We start from the raw sequence: 20,528 nt of genomic DNA on the forward strand, positions 1-20,528 counted from the left end.
TAAGGAGAAATGAAGTCGATTCAAAAGATTTTAGTTGCAAACCGAGGCGAAATCGCCATCCGTATTTTACGCGCCTGTAATGAGTTACATATTAAAACAGTTGCAATTTATTCTCGTGAAGATAGCGGATCTTATCACCGCTATAAAGCAGACGAGGCATATATCGTAGGCGTAGGCAAAAAACCGATTGATGCTTATTTGGATATTGAAGGCATCATTAAGATTGCAAAAGAGGCCAACGTGGATGCGATTCATCCTGGTTACGGTTTTTTATCGGAAAATGTTGATTTCGCGCGCCGTTGTGAAGAAGAAGGTATTCAATTTATTGGACCGACTTCTAAGCATCTTGATATGTTTGGCGATAAAGTTAAAGCGCGTGAACAGGCGGTTTCTGCGGAAATCCCGGTTATTCCAGGTACAGACGGCCCTGTAGCAAACTTGCAGGAAGTAGAACAGTTCAGTGAAACTCACGGATTCCCGATCATGATTAAAGCGGCTCTTGGCGGTGGCGGACGTGGAATGCGTTTAGTAAATTCCAAAGAAGAACTGCAATCAGCTTATGAGCGCGCAAAATCTGAAGCAAAAGCTGCATTTGGCTCGGATGAAGTATATGTGGAGAAGGCGATTATTAAGCCGAAGCATATTGAAGTACAAATTATTGGGGATACACACGGCAATATTGTGCATCTATATGAACGTGACTGTTCAATTCAACGACGTCACCAAAAGGTAGTGGAAATTGCACCGTCGAACTCCATTTCTGAGCAGCTCCGCAATGATATTTGTGATGCGGCTGTTAAGTTGATGAAAAACGTCGGCTATATTAATGCTGGTACTGTAGAATTTTTAGTTGCAGACAATCAGTTTTATTTCATTGAAGTAAATCCGCGTATTCAAGTTGAACATACAATTACTGAAATGATTACCGGCCTTGATATTGTGCATGCACAAATTAAAGTGGCAGAAGGGCTTGACCTTCATTCGAAAGAAGTAGGAATCCCTGCACAGGACAAAATTCCGCTATTCGGTTACGCGATTCAGTCCCGAGTAACAACGGAAGATCCTGCAAACGACTTTATGCCGGATACAGGGAAATTGATGGTATATCGTTCAAGTGGCGGTTTTGGTGTTCGTTTGGATGCAGGAAATGGCTTCCAGGGCGCTGTTGTAACACCATACTATGATTCCTTGCTTGTAAAAATTTCGACATGGGGAATGACGTTTGAAGAAGCCGCGGCAAAAATGGACCGTAACTTACGCGAGTTCCGTATTCGTGGTGTAAAAACGAATATCCCGTTTTTAGGTAATGTTGTATTACATGAAAAATTTATAAAAGGCGAGTTTGATACGAGCTTTATTGATACGACACCGGAATTGTTTGAATTCCCGGAACGTAAAGACCGTGGAACAAAACTATTAAACTATATCGGAAATGTCACATTAAATGGATTCCCAGGTGTTGAAAAACGTACAAAGCCGATTTTTGTACAACCTGATAAGCCAAAAGTAGATATTCTTATTCCTTCTCCAGAAGGCACAAAGCAAATTCTTGATGCGCAGGGTGCAGACGGACTTGTGAAATGGATTAAGGAGCAAGAAGATGTATTATTGACAGACACGACATTCCGCGATGCCCATCAATCATTGCTTGCAACACGTGTGCGTACACAGGATATGCTTGAAATTGCAGACGAAACATCTCGTCTAATGCATGACTATTTCTCACTTGAAATGTGGGGTGGGGCAACATTCGATGTTGCATACCGTTTCTTAAGCGAAAATCCTTGGGACCGTTTGGAAAAACTTAGAAAGAAAATTCCGAATGTTCTGTTTCAAATGTTGCTACGCGGAGCAAATGCGGTAGGTTATACGAACTATCCGGATAATCTGATCCGTGAGTTCATTCAGGAATCCGCTTCTTCAGGGGTTGACGTTTTCCGTATTTTCGATTCTCTTAACTGGATTAAAGGAATGGAAGTAGCAATCGATGAAGTACGTAATAGCGGTAAAGTAGCGGAAGCGGCAATCTGTTACACAGGCGATATTTTAGATGACAGCCGTGCAAAATATACGGTTCAGTACTACAAAGATATGGCACGTGAACTGGAGGCAACAGGCGCGCATATTCTGGCAATCAAAGATATGGCAGGACTGCTTAAACCACAGGCTGCATATCGACTTATTTCCGAGCTGAAAGATGCGACTAGTCTGCCAATTCACTTGCATACACATGATACGAGCGGAAACGGCATTTACTTATATGCGAAGGCAATTGAAGCAGGTGTTGATATTATCGATACAGCACTAGGTTCAATGGCTGGTTTAACATCACAGCCAAGCGCCAACTCATTGTACTATGCAATGAAAGGATCTGAGCGTAATGTGCGGGCAGATATCGATAGCCTGGAAAAATTGTCTTATTACTGGGAAGATGTTCGCAAATATTATGTTGATTTCGAAAGTGGCATGAATGCGCCACATTCCGAAATTTATGTACACGAAATGCCGGGCGGACAATACAGTAACCTGCAGCAACAAGCAAAAGCAGTTGGTTTAGGCGACCGTTGGGATGAAGTGAAGAAAATGTATTCCCGTGTAAATCTAATGTTTGGTGATATTGTAAAAGTAACACCGTCATCAAAGGTAGTAGGGGATATGGCGTTATTCATGGTACAGAATGATTTAACGGAAGACAATATTGTTGAGCGTGGACAAACGATTGATTTCCCTGAATCTGTTATTGAGTTTTTCCAAGGTTATTTAGGACAGCCGCATGGCGGATTCCCGGTGGAAATTCAGAAAGTAGTATTAAAGGAACGTACACCTATTACAGTGCGTCCGGGAGAATTATTGCCGCCGGTTGATTTCGATCAGCTGACAGCAGAATTGACTGAAAAGTGTGGACGAGCACCTTCTAAACAAGACGTACTGGCATATGCGCTTTACCCGAAAGTATTTGAGCAATATATTGATGCTGTGAATGCATTCGGCGATGTTTCTGTACTCGATACGCCTACATTCTTCTACGGGTTGAAAATTGGTGAAGAAATTGAAGTGGAGATCGAAAAAGGAAAAACACTGATTGTTAAGCTTGTATCAATTGGTGAACCGCAGCATGACGGAACACGCATTATTTATTTTGAACTGAATGGCCAATCTCGTGAACTGGTAATTCAAGACTTAACGGTTGAAGTAGACGGCAGCATTGCATTGAAAGCCGATCCGTCCAACCCGAACCAAATCGGTGCAACAATGCCGGGTACTGTTCTAAAAGTCGTTGTTAATAAAGGAAGCACAGTAAAACGTGGCGAACACTTATTAATTACTGAAGCGATGAAAATGGAAACAACAGTCCAAGCACCAAAAGACGGTATTGTAAAAGATATTTATGCAAAAGCAGGAGACGCCATTTCAACAGGCGATTTGCTAATTGAATTAGAATAGGGCATGTCTATCTAGCTTAAAATGAAAAGTGCCGCAAATTTTGAATTAAAATTTGCGGCGCTTCATTTATATTTACTACAATAGTACAACGAAAGGGAGAGTGCAAAATGCATTCTCCCTTTTCTAGTAACTATCAACCTATTTAATTTATTTTCGATCTTGAAACTAGCATGATTAAATAACACAATAAACCGAATAGAAGTGTTATTAATAACGAGTGCATTAATGAAACGAATAAGTGAAGTTTTAACAGGACTACAAGCATGCCGGCAATCACTTGTAAAATTACAAGTGAAAGAGCGATTGTCCAACCCCAGAAATTAATCCGCTGATTCTTGTAGTTTCTGATAACATGGATAGCAATATAGGCAATCCAAATTACGAAGATCAACACTGCAAAACGGTGCCCCATCTGAACCCACTCATACATATTGTACGGCATCGTCATTGGCTGATCGTTACGGCAAAACGGCCAGTCCGGACAGACTAGACTAGCGTCGGTATGACGTACAAGAGCCCCGGTATAAACAACTATATATGAATATAAAGTAACGCAAATAGTATGTATTTTTAATTTCCTGCTCATGTACAATTGATCGGCATCAAACTTTTTGTCGACTTCAAATACAATCAAGGTAAGCAGCAGTACAGCCGCAAATGAGATTAATGAAATCCCGAAATGTAACGCTAAAATAAAGTCACCTTGTCCCCATAAAACTTGGGCAGCTCCAATGAGTGCCTGAAGAGCAAGGAAGAACAGTGCCAAAAACCCTAAAAGCTTAACTTCACGAATATGGCCAAGTGCACGCCATGTCCAAATAACAAGAATGAGGATAAAAATGGATACTGATCCTGTTACAAGGCGGTGAGAAAATTCAATTAATACTTCGGTTGTAATTTCTTTCGGTATTAATGAACCGTTGCAGTCCGGCCAGTTTCTTCCACAGCCTAAACCGCTATCAGTCTTTGTAACTAGTGCTCCACCTTGAAGGATGAGCAACATGCCAAGGGTAGACAAAACAGCAAACCATTTTAGAAATTTGTAATATTTTTGATGCATAAAATGAGCTCACCTACTTTAATTTTCCTTCGCTACAAAGAGCGTCTCTAATTCTAGATAATAGCGAAAATATCTGAAAAATACAACCATATTCAGGATTCCACTGTAAACGCAACCATATTTTCACAAATTGTTCATAAATTATTCTCCTTGCATTCACAAATATTGGCAAAAAATACATTACTATATAGTTGTTGATAGAGATTTCTGCATGTTTCGTCAGGTTTGACGTGAAGTAGTTTGAAATTTCATGAAACGTCTAGAAATCCTATCCAAATTTAGATATAGTTATGGTAACGGAATATGCTTACAAATTTGAAAGGAGAAGTAAGTTATTGGACCCTTTTACCAAAACCCCGTCGAACTATAGGAATTTTTAGCACAATTATTCTTTAAATTTTCTTGCACTTATAAAGATAGAAATCGGTACTTCACATTAATGAGGACTTAAAGAAGAATTGAAGTTTTCTAGATATTTTGCTTATTTTTCTAGCAAAATAGTATAAACTAGAATTTAGTAGTAAAATGGGATATCAGTAAAAATGTCTCAGTAAATTCAAAATCCTACTAATTGAGTAAGCGGATTTTTGTAACCGATAGCAGTGACTGCTGTCAGCATGTGAGGACTTATATTTTTCTGAGCCATATCATTTAAGTGAAACTTTACTCAAATATATTAGAATTTTTCCAATCGATCTGTATTTGACTCAACTCGATTAGAAGAACAGGAGACTAATCAATATTTGAATATAAAGGGAAGCAGCAAGTAGTGGGCGGCTAAAAAATCGGGATTCTTTCCAGTACAGTATTGCACTGTACAAGAATTCACATAGACATAACCGCAGTCATGGTTACACATGAAAATACAACAAAGAAAGAGGGGTTTATTAAGCTATGATGAAAGGGCTTAAAAAATGGCGTTTATTCTCGTTATTAACAGTAATGACAGTATTCCTTTCAGCATGTGGTGAAGAGTATATCTCGACGCTTCGTCCATCTGGTCAAGTCGGTAAAGAGCAATTAAACATCTTATATTTATCCATAGCTATTATGGCATTAGTCGTTATTGTCGTATCGACAATTTATTTAGTTGCTTTCTTTAAATTCCGCCGTTCAAAAGTTGGCGAAGACCATATGCCGAAGCAAGTGGAAGGCAGCCATACTTTAGAGGTAGTTTGGACAGTTATTCCAATCATTTTATTACTAGTCTTAGCTGTTCCAACTTTGCACTATACGTATAAATTTTCGAATGTTGCTGCAATGGACGAAGTAGACGAAAGCGGTAACAATACAGCACTTACAGTAAATGTTACAGCAAAATTATACTGGTGGGAATTTGAGTATCCAAACCAAGGAATTATTACTGCACAGGAACTGGTTGTTCCTACTGGAGAAAAAGTATACTTCAACTTAATCGCATCTGATGTAAAGCACTCATTCTGGATTCCGGCTATTGGCGGAAAGATGGATACAAACGTTGATGGTATTAACAAATTCTATTTACAGTTTGATAGAGAATCAGCCGGTTTAAACGATGGTGAAGGCGTATTCTATGGTAAATGTGCGGAGTTATGTGGTCCTTCACATGCTTTAATGGACTTCAAAGTAAAAGCACTTGAGCCGGAAGCGTTTGACGCATGGGTTACAGCAATGCAGGCTACTGAAGGTGCCACAGCAGATAAAGAGTCATCTAATTTAGGTGAAGCGACATTTGCCAACTCTTGCTTAGGATGTCACGCAGTATCTGGAGTTGCAGGCAATGGATTGGGTCCTAACTTAACAACTTTCGGTGACCGTAACCGTGTTGCTGGTTTCATGGAACATACAGTAGAAAACACGGCAGACTGGATTTATGAACCTTCTAAATACAAACCAGGAAATACGATGCCGGATAAACTTGTGACAGAAGAAGAAGCACAGGCAATTGCAGACTATTTAATGTCATTATCAGTTGAAAAGTAATATTTACACATTAGAGAGAAACATTGAAGGAGGTTAAAGGTGTGAGCTCTGTTACACAGAAAAAGGGCTTTGGAGCACATGTATGGGACTATTTAACAACGGTCGATCATAAAAAGATCGCAATCATGTATTTAGCGGCCGGTACTCTGTTCTTCGCAATTGCAGGATTTGAAGCGTTACTGATGCGTATTCAATTAATGTTCCCTGAAAGTACATTCATTTCTGCAGGCCTATTTAACGAACTATTAACAATGCACGGCACAACGATGCTATTCTTAGCAGCAACACCAATAATATTTGCCTTTATGAATGCGGTCGTACCACTTCAAATTGGTGCACGTGACGTTGCATTCCCGTTCTTAAACTCATTAGGATTTTGGCTATTCTTTATTGGTGCAGTATTCCTACACCTTTCATTCTTTTTAGGTGGAGCGCCTGATGCAGGTTGGACTTCTTATGCATCATTATCTTTATATTCACCGGGCCATGGTATTGACTTCTATATTCTTGGTCTGCAAATCTCGGGTGCAGGTACGTTAATTTCAGGTATTAACTTCATCGTAACAATTATTACGATGCGTGCACCGGGTATGACGTTCATGCGTATGCCTTTATTCACTTGGACGACTTTAGTAGCAAGTTCACTAATTCTATTCGCATTCCCTCCGCTTACTGGTGGATTGTTCTTAATGCTAGTTGACCGTATGTTTGGGGCAAACTTCTTCGATCATACAATGGGTGGTAATACAATTATTTGGGAGCACTTATTCTGGATTTTCGGTCACCCTGAAGTATACATCTTAGTACTGCCGGCATTCGGTTTATTCTCGGAAATTATTCCGGTTTTTGCTCGTAAGCGTTTATTCGGATACTCATCAATGGTATTCGCTACAATTTTAATCGGTTTCTTAGGGTTCATGGTATGGGCCCACCACATGTTCACAGTTGGTTTAGGTGCAACTGCGAACGCAATTTTCGCTGTTGCTACAATGGCGATCGCTGTTCCGACAGGGATGAAAGTTTTCAACTGGATCCTTACAATTTGGGGCGGTTCGATTAAAGTAACAGTGCCGATGCTTTATGCACTTGGATTTATCCCATCATTCGTTGCTGGTGGGGTTACAGGGGTAATGCAGGCAACTGCACCACTTGACTATCAGCTGCATGATTCTTACTTTATCGTTGCTCACTTCCACTACGTAATCGTAGGTGGTATCGTAACAGGTTTATTCGGTTCAGCTCATTTCTACTGGCCAATTATGTTTAACCGTGCATTAAATCCTAAACTGGGAATGATTACTTTCTGGATGTTCTTTATCGGATTCCACTTAACGTTCTTCATCCAGCATTTCTTAGGATTAATGGGTATGCCACGTCGTGTATTCACTTACATGGAAGGTCAAGGTTGGGATTTATTCAACTTTATCTCGTCAATCGGTGCTATTATGATGGGAATCGGGGTAGTATTATTAGTAATCGATGCAATATTATCGATTAAATCGGAACCGGTTAACCGTCGTGATTACTGGGGCGATGGTCGTTCACTTGAGTGGGCGCTTGAAACACCGCTTCCATTTTATAACTTTAAACAAACACCACTTATTCGTGGTTATGATCCTTATTGGATTGAAAAAGAAGAAGGCAACAAAGAAGGTATGGTCTATGCCGAGCCATTAGGTGAAATCCATATGCCAAACAATTCAATCCTGCCGTTTATTATGTCAATCGGAATGATGATTGCTGCATTTGGTGCTCTATACAGCCCTTGGGGAGATCAAGTTCAGGCTGGTACAGCTACAGGTACAACACCTGCAATTTCTTTAGCATTGATTATTGGTGGTCTAGGGTTAACAATCGCATGTATGATCATTCGTTCGTTCAAAGACGATTTAGGATTCCACGTAACGGTTTCTGAAATTGAACAAGTAGAAGCGGATTTAGCTCACTACCGTGCAACAGGTAATAAAGGGGGTATCAAGTAATGGATATTAATCAAAAATTTACTCCACAAACTTGGCCGAAACACCCTGAACAAGCTACTATGGAAGGGAAAAACAAGTTAGTTGGACTTTGGATTTTCCTGGCATCGGATACAGTATTATTCGCGAGTGTATTTGCTACATATATCGCGCTTAAAGATAGCGGTCCGGCAGGGATGGAATTCGCGGCAAAGGATCTTTATGAATTACCGTTGGCGTTTGTGATGACAATGTTATTATTGACATCTTCATTAACTTCTGTATATGCAATGTACCATATGAGAAACTTTAACTATTCCGGTGTTCGTACTTGGATGGGGATTACAGTTTTATTAGGCTTAGGCTTCCTTGCATTGGAAATCTATGAATTCCAGCACTATGTACACATCGGGTTTGGTTATACACAATCGGCATTCTCTTCTGCGTTCTTTACGCTCGTAGGGATGCATGGTTTACACGTTATTATCGGTTTAGTCTGGATTACGGGATTAATCATCCGCAATAGTAGCCGTGGATTGAATTTATACAACGCACCGAAGTTCTTTGCAGCTTCACTTTACTGGCACTTCATTGACGTTGTATGGGTATTCATTTTCACAGTAGTCTATCTGATGGGAGTGGTTGGATAAAATGGGACACGATACTCATGTAGAAGTACGTACTCAGGCACAATTCGAATATGACAGAGAACATGCCAAAGCGCATATGCGTAAACAAGTAGTAAACTTTGCGATCATGATTTTCCTGACTTTTATCGCATTTGCCGCTGTACTGGCTGACTTTGCTCCAACATTTATCATTCCGATTATTTTATTATTGGCTGGAGTACAAGTAGTACTGCAACTTTATGCTTTTATGCACTTGGAAGATCGCACAACACATATGGTTGGTATAATTGAGTTCTTCATCTGGAGTGCAGCCTTCATCGCGTTCACGTTCTTCCTGGCGTTTACGACAATTATTTGGTGGGGTAATTAATCGCATAACAATCGACGTCCTTAGCAAATGCTGGGGACGTTTTTTGTTTTGAGGTATGCGTCTTAATTAGATAGGAAGGTTGACTTAGCTTCATATAAATAATGTACAGTCTAACCTATATAGAAAATACATGTTTGATTCAAGCAATTGTCATAGTTCTTTCATTGATGTTGGTGAAATTGCCATCTATAATAAAGTGAAAGTAAAATTAGTGTGGCTTTTCTTCATTTCCCATTAATTAGAAGAAGCACAAGCTAAAACCGTCTCGTACAGTGAAAACGTTTGTGTGACCAACATCGTGTTGACCCGAACCAATCTGGCTTTTACTACCCGTTAATGCGGGATAAAATTACTGATGTTTAAAGGAGCATGGTCATATGCCAATAAGTATATTTGGTTTTCAAGCATTATGGAGCCCATATTTATTCGGGTGTTTACTACTTGTAACAGCTTTCTATTTTTTAATGACTGTTACATGGCGAGAAAAGTTTAAATTGAGTGAACCGTTAAAGAAGAGTGAAGCAGCTTATTTTGTACTAGGAATCATTTCTTTTTATATAATTAAAGGATCTCCAATTGATTTGCTTGGTCATATTATGTTTACGATGCATATGACGCAAATGGCATTTTTATTATTATTAGTGCCGATATTCTTTATTAAAGGAATTCCATGGTGGGTTTGGAAAGTGGTTGTGGAAGCGCCGGTTATGCGAACGATTTTTAAAATTTTCACAAAACCTCTCGTTTCTATTATCGTCTTTATTGGCTTATTTTCGGTATACCATCTACCATCTGTATTTGACACGATTAAATTAAACGAAACATATCACCTGGCTTATACAGCGATTTTGTTTATCTCTGCTATTTTTATGTACTGGCCATTATTGAATAATGTTGATGGACAGCATGAAATGAAGAATATGACGAAATTGGCGTATATTGCCTCGAATGCAGTGTTAATAACACCAGCCTGTGCGCTTATTATTTTTGCTTCGAGCCCGATGTACGGTACATACAGTGATAGTGACATGTGGCTGAAGGCGATGGAATTATGTGTTCCTTCCTCTACACTATCAGGACTTACATTATCTGGTCCGGAATTGTTTTCAAGTATGGATTTATTGAGCGATCAGCAAGTTGGCGGCGTATTGATGAAAATAATTCAGGAAATTATATTTGGCGTTATTTTATTTAAAATTTTCCGTAAGTGGTGGAGTACAGAGCGTTCGAATCAGCAGGAAATTACAGATAATGCTTTAAAAGAGTTTCAAAATAGAACACAGTACTAATAAGATGTTAAACTGTGTACAAATGGAACAATCAACATAATAATGTTGTTCATATTGATAGATTAAGTAAGAATGGAGATTTTAAAATGAATTTACCTATATTACCCACAATAAGCACGACCTTTATTGTCCTTAGTGCAGTGCTCGTAGCAATTGGCTGGGTATTGATCGCAAAGAAAAATGTGGAAGCACATAGAAAAGTAATGTTGGCAGCTGGTGTTTCAGCATTGGCATTCTTTATCATTTATGTATCACGTACTGTGTTTATTGGTAATACGGCCTTCGGTGGACCGGATGAACTGAAAATATATTACACAATCTTTTTAGTTTTCCATATTACGTTAGCGACAGTTGGGGCAGTATTCGGTTTGACAAGTATAATTTCAGGTCTTAAATCCAATCTGAAATTACACCGCAAAATCGGTGCGATTACAAGTATTATTTGGTTCTTCGTAGCGATTACAGGGGTTATTGTATATTCACTGCTTTATGTTATTTATGAAGGCGGCGAAACGACGTCTGTCTTTAAAGCAATTTTAGGATTTTAAATTTGAAGGCTTCCTATACTTTGATATAGGGAGCTTTTTTGGCAAATAAAAAAAGCTGGGTTGGGTTGCCAGCTTTTAAAGGGATTAAATACCGTATGCTGATAGCTCTCTGCGGACATCTGCCAGTACTTTTTCACACTCTTTTACAAGATGTCCCGGGAATACCTCATCTGTGTATTCAACACCGTGTGGATAATAGTATTTTCCAATTGCAGGTTTGTTGATATTTAAAGTTGCATTATGTGCACCTACATCACCTGATACTGCATTACAAAAAACACGTAAATAAAAACGACCTTCACGTACATCATAGCAGCGGTCAAATGTCATTCGGTCATAGTCCCATGCACCATGGCACTCTAAACCGAATTTGCCCATTACTGTCGTTAAAACTTCTTGATCAACTTTAACATGTTCGAGTTGTGTGTTTTCAAAATACATTTCTATATCCTCCCTTTGCCTATCGTACATAAGTTTACGGTCAATTCTAATAATAGAACAAAATGGTAATTGATGCAATGACAACATTGTGTCATAGTGTCCAAAATTGGTATAATTATACTACCTAAAATAATGGTGGAGGATTTTAATGAAAGTTTTATTTCGCATATTAATTATTGCAACTTGTATCGGGATTGTCATTTATTATTCAAATGAGGAATCCTCTCAAACAGAATTATTGGAAGGGCCGCCGAGCATTACAAAACCGGTAGTCGAACCGGAACATTCCATGCCGGCCGAACAGTATCTTCCGCGTCCAGCTACAGGTATTTCTACATTAATAGGAAAAACATCGAAGGAAGTATTGGAAACATACAGTACTCCGAAACGAATTGATCCATCGGAATATGGGTATGAATGGTGGATTTACGATACAGACAATGGACTGTTAATGATCAGTATGAAGGAAAATCGGGTAAATCAGATTTATACAAATAATAGCAAATTTGATATAGCACCGTTTGTAATTGGAGAGCCATTGGACGATATTTATCGTACGACAGTATTGGGGCAGGAAATAACAGTTGAACTTAAGGAGAATATTTATATATTTGCAATGAATGAACAAGATTTACATGATCGCATTCTAGTAAAATATGATAATCTGTATGCGCAATTATACATAGATCAAGAAACGAATCAATTATACAGTGTCCGTTTTCTAGATGGGGAAACACTCGTATTACATAAGCCGTATGAAATGCAGTTTATAGGGGAGCTCTTTGAAGCAAGTACCCCGTCAAGCTATATGCAAATTGATATTAATTTGGCGAACCGGAGACAATTGACGGATTTGGCGAATTCCTTGCGTGTGCAATATGGATTGCCTGCTTTACTCCCTTTAGATACGCTCGCTTCTTTGGCGGATTATAATAGTGAACATATGTTTTTAGGAATGATGGATTCACAAGTGACAGATGATGAATATAAAATTGAAGACCAGTTGAATGAAGTGCAGCAGGGGTATGAGCAGCACGGTGTCAATGTGGCAACAAATTATAAAGATGCCATTGAGGTAATCCATGGCTGGATGAACTCGAAAGAACATCGCACATTGTTAACGGATGAGGAATTTACGCATATCGGTTCAGGAGCATTTATGAATTACTATACACAGCTGTATGTGAAACAAAAGTAAAAATAAATTAAAAATTAAACGCTGCGATATGTAGCGTTTTTTTTTTGTCTTCATAAAGTATGGTAAGGAGTGAAACCGTGCAAATTGGAGAATTGATTAAAGATTGGCCGTGCACTATGAAGGGCTCCATTAGAGTGGAAATAAAACGAGTGGAAGACGATGCGAATCTTATTTTACCTGGAGATGCTTTTATCGCCAGGAAGGGAAATAAGTCGAGTGGTATTTCGTATATTGATAGCGCTTTGGAGAAGGGCGCAGCAGCCATTGTAGTAGATGATGAAAATTACTTTAATGAAGCCGATTTACCTGTACCGATTATTTGGGTACCGAATTGTTTGAGTTTTATTGCTTATGCGAGTGCAAAAATCTATAATTTCCCCGCAGAAGCATTAACCGTGATTGCGGTAACAGGCACAAACGGTAAAACAACTGTTACGCATTTTATCGGACAAATTTTAAACCAGTTGGATAAGCGCACTATGGTAATCGGTACGAACGGTGTTTTTATCGACCAGGAAAAATGCTATCCGGAAATGGAAGCATTGACAACATTACAGGCGAAAAATATTCAATTTTTGTTTAAAGAAGCAATCCGTCTTGATGTACCTTACGTTGTACTGGAAGCTTCGTCCATTGGTCTGGAAAAGCACCGTCTGGATCATTGTGATATTGATATCGGTATTTTCTTGAATGTGACAGAAGATCACATTGAAGACCATGGTAGTTTTGAACGCTACAAACTATCCAAACAGATTTTATCGACCTTGGCGAAAAAAAATATTATAAACAGTGATGACAGTGTTTGTCGTTCAATTGGTTTAGCGACAAAAGGCAAGCGTATTTTTTTCGGCAAGGGGAGCCATGTCGACTACTTTTTCCAAACGCTAGTTGACGGACCAGCATCAACGACTTGTTGTATTCAGCATAAAAAAGAGAAGCATATAGTGAACATCCCGTTAGTGGGTGACTATCAATGCAGCAACGTGCTTGCAGCGATAAGCTGTGTTGCACAGCTTGATTTTCCGTTAAGTGATATATGCAATACAATCGGAAATTTAGTATTGCCTGAAGGTCGGTTTGAGCATGTGAAAAACCAGTTAGGCTTATCGATCGTCGTCGATTATGCGCATACGCCGGATGCGATGAAAATGATTTTGCAAACATTAAAAAAACATACAAAGCGCCGGTTAATTGTAATGTTTAGCTGCGGTGGGAATCGAGACAAGGCAAAACGACCGAAAATGGGAATGATCGCATCAATTTATGCGGATTATATTATTTTAACGACAGATAATGCGCGCAATGAAAGTCCGCAGCAGATCAATAAACAGATTCGGGAAGGCTTTTCTTCTTCACAGGAGTATATTGAGTGTCTCAACCGAAAAGAAGCGATTGAGCATGCGCTTAATTATGCGGAAGAAGGCGATACAATTGTACTGCTAGGAAAAGGTCATGAAAAAACACAGCAAATTGGAGATAAACAAAAATACTTTTCCGATTTAGTATTTGTTCGGGAAATGGTAAGACAATTGGAAAAACGTCGGTTGAACAATCATTGATTTTCCCTTCAATTCTGTTATGATAAAGTGAGATTGGAGGAATAAACAATGCTCATGACTTCTGATTGGGTTTTTATTTTAGACGAGGTCGATGAATTAAATGCGATGATCCTTTCCTCTGAGCAAGCCGAAAACCTTCGTCTTGCGAAAAAGGCAGTCTACGAGGATGCGGAATTAAGCGCACAAATTATGGCCTTTCAACGATTAAAAGACCAATATGAGGATGTACAACGCTTTGGCAAATATCATCCTGATTACAATATAATTATGAAAAAAATTCGAACAGAAAAGCGTCTGATCGATATGAATGAACAAATTGCGGCACTTAAAGTTGCGGAAAATGATTTTCAGGATTTACTTGATGAAATCAGCCTGCTTATCGGCCATTCCGTTTCGGAAGCTGTAAAAGTTCCGGTAAGCAATCCGTTTTTTGCAAGCAGTTCTTCTTGTGGCGGCGGATGCGGTACAGGCGGCGGTTGTTCGTGTTCAGCTTAATGTAATAAAAAAGCTCCCGAAAATTTCGGGAGCTTTATTTGTTATTGCGATACTTTTTGGATGAGTACTTCTGCGACATCGGGACGGTTTGTCACGATTCCCATTGCCCCTTGTCGGATGACACGGTTCATTGTTACGAGATCATCAATGTCGCTGTAAATTGTCGGTACATTAAGTTCCGATAAAAACTTAACAAAGCGCGGTGAATCATAATTGAAAACACCTTGTTTTAATGGAACGATAAACAAGTCCACTTTTGGGTGGTACAAATGACCGAATTGACTTGTAAATGAAGTCATTGCCTTTTTAATATCGCCTTCACCGGCACCAAGAGCGATGCGGTTTTGTGCATATAAGTTGAAGCGGTCGATTTGTTCGCTATACGGACTTGTAACGATTACCTGGTATTGAATATTCAATTCTTCGATTAAACGCCATAGTTTAGAAGGCATTAAACTACCTTCATATGTGTCTGGGCTATCTTGAATGTTTACGATAAATAGTTTATCCGGATAAGTTTCGATTAATTGGCGTAATGTCACGGCCAGTATATGCTGTTCTCTGTAAGGGAAAGCACCTTCTAAATCTTCAAAGTTATAGCCGATATTGAGTTCTTTTAATTGTTCAAATGTAAAGTCTTTAATAAAGCCAGAGCCATTTGTTGTGCGGTCTACCGTTGCATCATGAAAAGCGATAATTTCTTCATCTTTTGAAAGGCGGACACTTACTGTAAAGCCATCCACACCGATTTCCGCTGCTCGTTCAAAAGCAAGTAACGAATGTTCAGGTGCCAGACCCGCGCCTCCATGTTGTGCGATAATAATTGGACGTTCAAATTGTAATGCTTCTTTTGATTCACGTTTTTGCGGCTTTGAAATCGCTTTTGTTCCTGCCCATGCCGCCGCACTAGCCGCCGCGATTGCTAAAGCTACTTTTGTTTTCTTACCCATTAAATTCGTCCTCCTCTAACCGTACATTGTTTCGTTGAAAGCTATGTGCAATAAATGAGTTTAAAAAGCTTAAAATAGTATGAAGTGTATATCTCACTCTACTATTTTTCATTATAACGGAAAAGAAGTGTAACTGTCTAAACTCTGTTGCTAACAATTTGCACATTTGGTATGCTTTTAGTGAAAAAGACGGCTTGAAACTGAGGGAATTTACAGGAATTTGTTGCATGATTTAGCTGAATATAAATTTTTTTATGAAGAAACGGGGAGTTTTCCATGAATGAAAGACAAGGTTTAATTATATACGTTCATCAATTAAAACATGCGAAGTCGTTAAGAAAGTATGGTCACGTAAATTTCATCTCCAGGAGATTAAAATATGTTGTGATTTATTGTAATCGAGACGAAATCGAAACGTTGAAAAATAAAATACAACGCCTTCCATTTGTGAAAGACGTTGTAGAATCATACCGTCCATTTGTTAAAAATGAATTTGAAAATGCAAAGCCGGATAAAGCAAAAGAGTATGATTATAAAATAGGTTTATAATTTTTACTTATTGCATCGGTGGTATGTAACGATTTAATCTCAAAATACCAATTAAGTATTGATAATATTGATTTTTTTCCGAAAAAACAGATGAGTGTTTAATTTCAAGAATGTTTTCTTGCTGCTTAACATCTTGAATCGTTTGTTTAAATATCTCAATTCGCTTTGACAGTTTTTCCTCGCTATATGGAATCCCTTCGCGGCAAATATATATTGGCATGAATTTGCTTTCACCTGATGGTTTAAAAGCCACGGCTAGTGAAGCGACTGAATTGCCATCATGAGTTGCAGTGAAAATAAATGCGTTATGGAATCGATGCTCATTTGTTTTGACCAGTTCGCAAAGCTCATATATATCGCCATAGCCTTGACCGAGTTCGATAAATTGTTGAATCATTTTTTTTTTAGCACATCCTTTCTTTATAATAGTAACATGATGCAGGAGGTCAGGCACTTGAAAATTGCCGTTAGTATTTTTTCATTTTTAACGATACTAATCGGAACTATACTTTTTATGCAGTTCCAAGTTTATTCGGATAAAGTGGACTCGACTGAAAAAGGCTATCGTTATTCTCAGGAAATTGAAATTATGTACCGGGGCGAAAGTTTGGATATTCGCCAGCACTTTAAAAATTTGCCGAATGAAGAACTGACGATTGAATGGCCGAAAGCTTCCATTAATCCTGATTGTTTTATAGAAAATGAACATAGCTGTGCACGTTTAAGTGAAGACTCCAATAAGTTTAAAGCCGGAGAAACAAGGGCACAATCGATTTCCTATGTCATTCCTTTAAAGGACGGCTTACAATCCCGTAAGCTTATGAAAAATGTCTTTGCTACATTAAAAAATGGGGATGTTCAGTTCTCAACGGTGCATATTTCCACTGAAAAAGAAGTAAAAGGGCAGTGGGTAACAGGTTTGCCGTTAATCGGTGAGCAAAAATTGTCACTCGTCAACTATTCGATGTTTAGTGGGGAAGGCCCGGTAAAAGATCTGTTTTGGCAAGATGGGGACTTTGCGCTGCAAAATGAAGTGGGCGTTGTCTCCATTTATTCAAGAACTCCATTAAAAGCTGCATTTTATGAAAAGCTTGAAAAAGTCAACTTCTTAAGCGATGAACATCTTGCAATTATTAACGGTACAAATATAGATGGTGTCGATGGGTTCCGTATGCTATTTGTGCCGAATGTAACAGTGGCAAAGGTGCAGCAGAATGTCCTGATTACACAACTGGAAGCAGTCTATGATTTTGGTGACAGCCCGCATTGGCTGAAAGAATTAATGGCATCATTTTTGACGGGTACTGTATTTGGTGGAGAGAAAACAAAAGAAGTCGCTGCAACAATTACCGCCCAATTAACGGACTCACAACTGACAGAGTGGCGAGAACGACTACAGGCATTGGAAGGTAAAAAGATTAGTGGAGAACTGCTCGACAGGGAGCTGTCTGAAGTATTGGGAGCTTCTACAAAATATATTTCAATGAATGCACAATCAGAAAAGTCCTATCCGTTTTTATATAATGACCCGCGAGATCTTTACGTCAATTCGGAAAAGCAGACTGCCGTTCAAGTGGTATTAAAAGATGGCGAAGTATTGTACGGGGCAGATTTGCTTCTGGAATCGATCGGTTATGATGTAAGTATAGGAGAACATGGGTATTATGTAGTAAGTGAAACGCGTGAATTCAGATTCCCGCATGAACCTGGTTTTTATGTATTTAATCAGAGACGCTATGACACGGTATCATTACCGGTTAAACAAGTTGCGGGCCAATATTTCATTGAGGAATCGTGGTTACAGCGTTTGTTTATAGTTGAAATTGAGAAGACGGAAGACCGAATTAATATTTCGGCTCCTTAAAAAAATTACGGACACGATTTAGTAGGAAAGTTTGGTGAAAATCATGCGCGTTGTTGCAGGAGACAGAAAAGGGATGCCTTTAAAGGCGATTACAGGAAATACAACACGGCCGACAACAGATAAAGTAAAGGAATCCATTTTTAATATGATTGGGCCATTCTTTAATGGCGGGTTGGCTGTTGATTTATTTGCCGGGAGTGGCGGGCTAGGTATCGAAACATTAAGTCGCGGTGCAGATCATGCGCTGTTTATCGAGAAAGATGCCCGTGCTTTCCAAGTGCTTCAGGAAAATATAAAAAAATGCCGTTATGAGGATGCATCTGAACTTTTCCGGACAGACGCGACGCGTGCGGTGAAGGCATTATTGAAAAGAGATATTGTCATTGACTATCTATTTTTAGATCCGCCTTATCACAAAAAAGAATATTATGATTTAGTGGAAACGCTTGTTGAAGGCGGGAAGTTGGCGCATGATGCAATCATTATGTGCGAACACTCAACTGAAGTCACATTGCCGGAAAACTACGGCCGCTTTAACCTAGTGAGACAAGAAGAATACGGCAGTACGATCATTTCTATTTATCGTCATGAAGAGGAAGAGGGAGAAATCGTTTGACAGAAAAAATCGCAGTAGTACCTGGAAGTTTTGACCCGATTACGAATGGTCATATTGATATCATTCGTCGGGCAGCCGATGTTTTTGACACAGTATATGTCGCAGTATTAAATAACTCAGCTAAAAAACCATTGTTTACAATTGAAGAGCGCACAGCCTTAATTAAAGAAGTGACAAAAGATTTACCGAATATTCGAATCGAAACTTCTTCGGGACTGCTGATCGATTATGCCCGTGAAAAGAAAGCGAAAGCCATTGTACGTGGTTTACGCGCAGTTTCCGACTTTGAATATGAAATGCAGATTACTTCGATGAACCGAGTGCTTGATGAAAATATTGAAACATTTTTCATTATGTCAAAAAATCAGTATTCATTCTTAAGTTCAAGCATTGTTAAGGAAGTAGCCAAATACGGCGGAAAAGTAAGTGAACTCGTACCATCTCTTGTTGAACAAGCACTAAACGAAAAATTCGCTAAATAGTAAAAGAGCTTCTGTGAAGGATAACGTCCCCACACAGAAGCTCTTTTTGTATTCACAATGGAGCCGTATCCGCAGAAATCAACGGACTTCATTTAAAAAACTTATAAAAACAACAGGAAAAATAATATTGGGATGACAATGCTGTAAACAACACGTGTGAAAATATACGGACGAATCGCAATATTGGCTGATCGGGCAATTACAATTACTTGCAGGTGAATACTTAAACTCTGAGTTGTCAAAAATACGACAGTGAAAAATATGAGCATGTCGCCATATAGTTGCTGATGTAGCAAATGTAACCCGTTCGTCACCTCAAGAAAGCTGGCAATTCCAATTTCTAAATAGGTAGGAATTGATTTGAAAACCACTTCGACACTATGTAGAAACACTTGGTAAATCGTCGTAAAAAAAATGATCGTTGTTGCTACAATCAATATTGTAGGGGCACTTTCCTTAATGCTTGACGTAAATGGTGTCGGGTCTTTAGGTGCTTTATGGACTTCTTTTGACAGCGGAGGAGAAAATTTATATACGGCAATCAGTAAAATGAATGAAAAGCTATGTAATAAAATTAAATATTGCCAGCTGAATGTTGTGGAATTTAATAAATCGCTTCCGACAAAGCCGAATAAAAAAAGCGGGCTTGGACAATGGCAAATGCCGAGCAAATAGGCGGCTTGCTGCTTTGTAATCGAATTACGTTTCACGAGTTGCGTAATTGTAGCAGCACCTGTCGGATACCCCCCGATGGCACTAATTCCGTAAGTTTGTAAAAAAACGATAAAGGGTGAATTATTATAAGAATGCGTCAATTTTAAAAGCCATGTCGTCAATACTAAATACGGCAGTAAATATGGAAATAAAGCTTCCATAAATAGCGATACACCAATGTCTGCACCTACATGTGTCATTTCCGGAAAAAATAATAATAAACTAATTAATGTAATACATAAAAGGATTGTCCAAATATTTTTCATCCTTTTCAATATTTTGTCATTCGCTCGTTCAAATGCTACACTAATTGTATGCAATTAAAGTTTAAATTAGTATTTCAACTAATCGGCAAGTAATTTTTAAGGAACGAATTTTGACATAAAACCGTCTTATAATT

At 38.7% G+C, this 20,528-nt stretch carries 19 protein-coding genes; 14 read left to right on the forward strand and 5 right to left on the reverse strand.

Going from position 1 to position 20,528, the window contains the following annotated elements:
* Positions 1 to 9 precede the first annotated feature (9 nt).
* Positions 10 to 3,444, forward strand: a complete 3,435-nt coding sequence (gene pyc, locus B5473_RS10680) for a pyruvate carboxylase (protein WP_079524951.1) — start codon at positions 10 to 12, stop codon at positions 3,442 to 3,444.
* Between the two features lie 142 nt (positions 3,445 to 3,586).
* Here pyc and B5473_RS10685 read toward each other — a convergent pair whose 3' ends face one another.
* Entirely contained in the window at positions 3,587 to 4,504 is a 918-nt protein-coding gene (locus tag B5473_RS10685; protein WP_079524953.1) for a COX15/CtaA family protein, read from the reverse strand.
* Between the two features lie 894 nt (positions 4,505 to 5,398).
* Here B5473_RS10685 and coxB point away from each other — a divergent pair.
* The 6 genes from coxB (at position 5,399) to B5473_RS10715 (ending at position 11,260) form a co-directional block, all read left to right on the forward strand.
* Complete coding sequence (gene coxB, locus B5473_RS10690) at positions 5,399 to 6,466, forward strand: cytochrome c oxidase subunit II (protein ID WP_079524955.1); 1,068 nt, start codon at positions 5,399 to 5,401, stop codon at positions 6,464 to 6,466.
* Positions 6,467 to 6,507: 41 nt separating this feature from the next.
* On the forward strand, positions 6,508 to 8,448 hold the full coding sequence (locus B5473_RS10695) for a cytochrome c oxidase subunit I (RefSeq protein ID WP_079524957.1): 1,941 nt from the start codon (positions 6,508 to 6,510) through the stop codon (positions 8,446 to 8,448).
* Positions 8,448 to 9,074: a cytochrome (ubi)quinol oxidase subunit III gene (locus tag B5473_RS10700; RefSeq protein ID WP_079524960.1), complete on the forward strand. Its 627-nt coding sequence runs from the start codon at positions 8,448 to 8,450 to the stop codon at positions 9,072 to 9,074. The genes B5473_RS10695 and B5473_RS10700 overlap by 1 nt, the downstream gene beginning before the upstream one ends.
* A 1-nt stretch (position 9,075) precedes the next feature.
* A complete protein-coding gene (locus B5473_RS10705) occupies positions 9,076 to 9,423 on the forward strand; it encodes a cytochrome C oxidase subunit IV family protein (RefSeq protein ID WP_079524962.1) in 348 nt (115 codons plus the stop codon).
* Between the two features lie 377 nt (positions 9,424 to 9,800).
* Complete coding sequence (ctaG, locus tag B5473_RS10710) at positions 9,801 to 10,712, forward strand: cytochrome c oxidase assembly factor CtaG (RefSeq protein ID WP_079524964.1); 912 nt, start codon at positions 9,801 to 9,803, stop codon at positions 10,710 to 10,712.
* 86 nt (positions 10,713 to 10,798) lie between these two features.
* Positions 10,799 to 11,260, forward strand: coding sequence for a DUF420 domain-containing protein (locus tag B5473_RS10715; RefSeq protein WP_079524966.1), 462 nt, complete (start codon positions 10,799 to 10,801; stop codon positions 11,258 to 11,260).
* A gap of 84 nt (positions 11,261 to 11,344) precedes the next feature.
* On the opposite strand, the gene B5473_RS10720 is transcribed toward B5473_RS10715, so the two are convergent.
* A complete protein-coding gene (locus B5473_RS10720; protein ID WP_008403436.1) occupies positions 11,345 to 11,701 on the reverse strand; it encodes a YugN family protein in 357 nt (118 codons plus the stop codon).
* Positions 11,702 to 11,849: 148 nt separating this feature from the next.
* On the opposite strand from B5473_RS10720, the gene B5473_RS10725 reads away from it, so the two are divergent.
* Genes B5473_RS10725 through B5473_RS10735 form a run of 3 tightly spaced genes read left to right on the forward strand, consistent with a single transcriptional unit; the run spans position 11,850 to position 14,953 of the window.
* Entirely contained in the window at positions 11,850 to 12,899 is a 1,050-nt protein-coding gene (locus tag B5473_RS10725; protein ID WP_079524968.1) for a CAP domain-containing protein, read from the forward strand.
* A 59-nt stretch (positions 12,900 to 12,958) separates the two neighbouring features.
* On the forward strand, positions 12,959 to 14,458 hold the full coding sequence (locus tag B5473_RS10730; RefSeq protein WP_303047316.1) for a UDP-N-acetylmuramoyl-L-alanyl-D-glutamate--2,6-diaminopimelate ligase: 1,500 nt from the start codon (positions 12,959 to 12,961) through the stop codon (positions 14,456 to 14,458).
* Positions 14,459 to 14,506: 48 nt separating this feature from the next.
* The gene (locus B5473_RS10735) at positions 14,507 to 14,953 is read left to right on the forward strand and encodes a YlbF family regulator (RefSeq protein ID WP_079524972.1); all 447 of its coding nucleotides are present in this window, start codon (positions 14,507 to 14,509) and stop codon (positions 14,951 to 14,953) included.
* Positions 14,954 to 14,994: 41 nt separating this feature from the next.
* Here the strand turns inward: B5473_RS10735 and B5473_RS10740 are convergent, their stop codons facing one another.
* Entirely contained in the window at positions 14,995 to 15,903 is a 909-nt protein-coding gene (locus B5473_RS10740) for a glycerophosphodiester phosphodiesterase family protein (protein WP_079524974.1), read from the reverse strand.
* Between the two features lie 276 nt (positions 15,904 to 16,179).
* On the opposite strand from B5473_RS10740, the gene B5473_RS10745 reads away from it, so the two are divergent.
* Entirely contained in the window at positions 16,180 to 16,452 is a 273-nt protein-coding gene (locus tag B5473_RS10745) for a YlbG family protein (RefSeq protein ID WP_008403430.1), read from the forward strand.
* A gap of 7 nt (positions 16,453 to 16,459) precedes the next feature.
* On the opposite strand, the gene B5473_RS10750 is transcribed toward B5473_RS10745, so the two are convergent.
* Positions 16,460 to 16,849: a DUF7147 family protein gene (locus B5473_RS10750; RefSeq protein ID WP_079524977.1), complete on the reverse strand. Its 390-nt coding sequence runs from the start codon at positions 16,847 to 16,849 to the stop codon at positions 16,460 to 16,462.
* A 57-nt stretch (positions 16,850 to 16,906) separates the two neighbouring features.
* Here B5473_RS10750 and B5473_RS10755 point away from each other — a divergent pair, with 57 nt between their 5' ends.
* The 3 genes from B5473_RS10755 to coaD are packed head-to-tail and all read left to right on the forward strand — an operon-like array spanning position 16,907 to position 19,414.
* Positions 16,907 to 18,316: an RNA polymerase II gene (locus tag B5473_RS10755; protein ID WP_079524979.1), complete on the forward strand. Its 1,410-nt coding sequence runs from the start codon at positions 16,907 to 16,909 to the stop codon at positions 18,314 to 18,316.
* 43 nt (positions 18,317 to 18,359) lie between these two features.
* Complete coding sequence (gene rsmD / locus B5473_RS10760) at positions 18,360 to 18,932, forward strand: 16S rRNA (guanine(966)-N(2))-methyltransferase RsmD (protein WP_079528660.1); 573 nt, start codon at positions 18,360 to 18,362, stop codon at positions 18,930 to 18,932.
* Positions 18,929 to 19,414, forward strand: coding sequence for a pantetheine-phosphate adenylyltransferase (coaD, locus tag B5473_RS10765; protein ID WP_079524982.1), 486 nt, complete (start codon positions 18,929 to 18,931; stop codon positions 19,412 to 19,414). Before rsmD ends, coaD begins: the two co-directional genes overlap by 4 nt.
* Before the next feature lie 101 nt (positions 19,415 to 19,515).
* Here coaD and B5473_RS10770 read toward each other — a convergent pair whose 3' ends face one another.
* Complete coding sequence (locus B5473_RS10770; RefSeq protein WP_079524984.1) at positions 19,516 to 20,394, reverse strand: hypothetical protein; 879 nt, start codon at positions 20,392 to 20,394, stop codon at positions 19,516 to 19,518.
* Between the last annotated feature and the right edge of the window lie 134 nt (positions 20,395 to 20,528).

Origin of the sequence: Solibacillus isronensis (assembly GCF_900168685.1) — a bacterium.
GTDB lineage: Bacteria > Bacillota > Bacilli > Bacillales_A > Planococcaceae > Solibacillus > Solibacillus isronensis_A.

What these genes read in the sequence shown, in the direction of transcription:
- B5473_RS10745 (WP_008403430.1), top strand. Translation starts at nt 16,180, where the DNA reads ATGAATGAAAGACAAGGTTTAATTATATACGTTCATCAATTAAAACAT.
- B5473_RS10735 (WP_079524972.1), top strand. Translation starts at nt 14,507, where the DNA reads ATGCTCATGACTTCTGATTGGGTTTTTATTTTAGACGAGGTCGATGAA.
- ctaG (WP_079524964.1), top strand. Translation starts at nt 9,801, where the DNA reads ATGCCAATAAGTATATTTGGTTTTCAAGCATTATGGAGCCCATATTTA.
- B5473_RS10685 (WP_079524953.1), bottom strand. Translation starts at nt 4,504, where the DNA reads ATGCATCAAAAATATTACAAATTTCTAAAATGGTTTGCTGTTTTGTCT.
- B5473_RS10740 (WP_079524974.1), bottom strand. Translation starts at nt 15,903, where the DNA reads ATGGGTAAGAAAACAAAAGTAGCTTTAGCAATCGCGGCGGCTAGTGCG.
- coxB (WP_079524955.1), top strand. Translation starts at nt 5,399, where the DNA reads ATGATGAAAGGGCTTAAAAAATGGCGTTTATTCTCGTTATTAACAGTA.
- rsmD (WP_079528660.1), top strand. Translation starts at nt 18,360, where the DNA reads ATGCGCGTTGTTGCAGGAGACAGAAAAGGGATGCCTTTAAAGGCGATT.
- B5473_RS10705 (WP_079524962.1), top strand. Translation starts at nt 9,076, where the DNA reads ATGGGACACGATACTCATGTAGAAGTACGTACTCAGGCACAATTCGAA.
- B5473_RS10770 (WP_079524984.1), bottom strand. Translation starts at nt 20,394, where the DNA reads ATGAAAAATATTTGGACAATCCTTTTATGTATTACATTAATTAGTTTA.
- B5473_RS10725 (WP_079524968.1), top strand. Translation starts at nt 11,850, where the DNA reads ATGAAAGTTTTATTTCGCATATTAATTATTGCAACTTGTATCGGGATT.
- B5473_RS10715 (WP_079524966.1), top strand. Translation starts at nt 10,799, where the DNA reads ATGAATTTACCTATATTACCCACAATAAGCACGACCTTTATTGTCCTT.
- B5473_RS10700 (WP_079524960.1), top strand. Translation starts at nt 8,448, where the DNA reads ATGGATATTAATCAAAAATTTACTCCACAAACTTGGCCGAAACACCCT.
- B5473_RS10750 (WP_079524977.1), bottom strand. Translation starts at nt 16,849, where the DNA reads ATGATTCAACAATTTATCGAACTCGGTCAAGGCTATGGCGATATATAT.
- B5473_RS10730 (WP_303047316.1), top strand. Translation starts at nt 12,959, where the DNA reads ATGGTAAGGAGTGAAACCGTGCAAATTGGAGAATTGATTAAAGATTGG.
- B5473_RS10720 (WP_008403436.1), bottom strand. Translation starts at nt 11,701, where the DNA reads ATGTATTTTGAAAACACACAACTCGAACATGTTAAAGTTGATCAAGAA.
- pyc (WP_079524951.1), top strand. Translation starts at nt 10, where the DNA reads ATGAAGTCGATTCAAAAGATTTTAGTTGCAAACCGAGGCGAAATCGCC.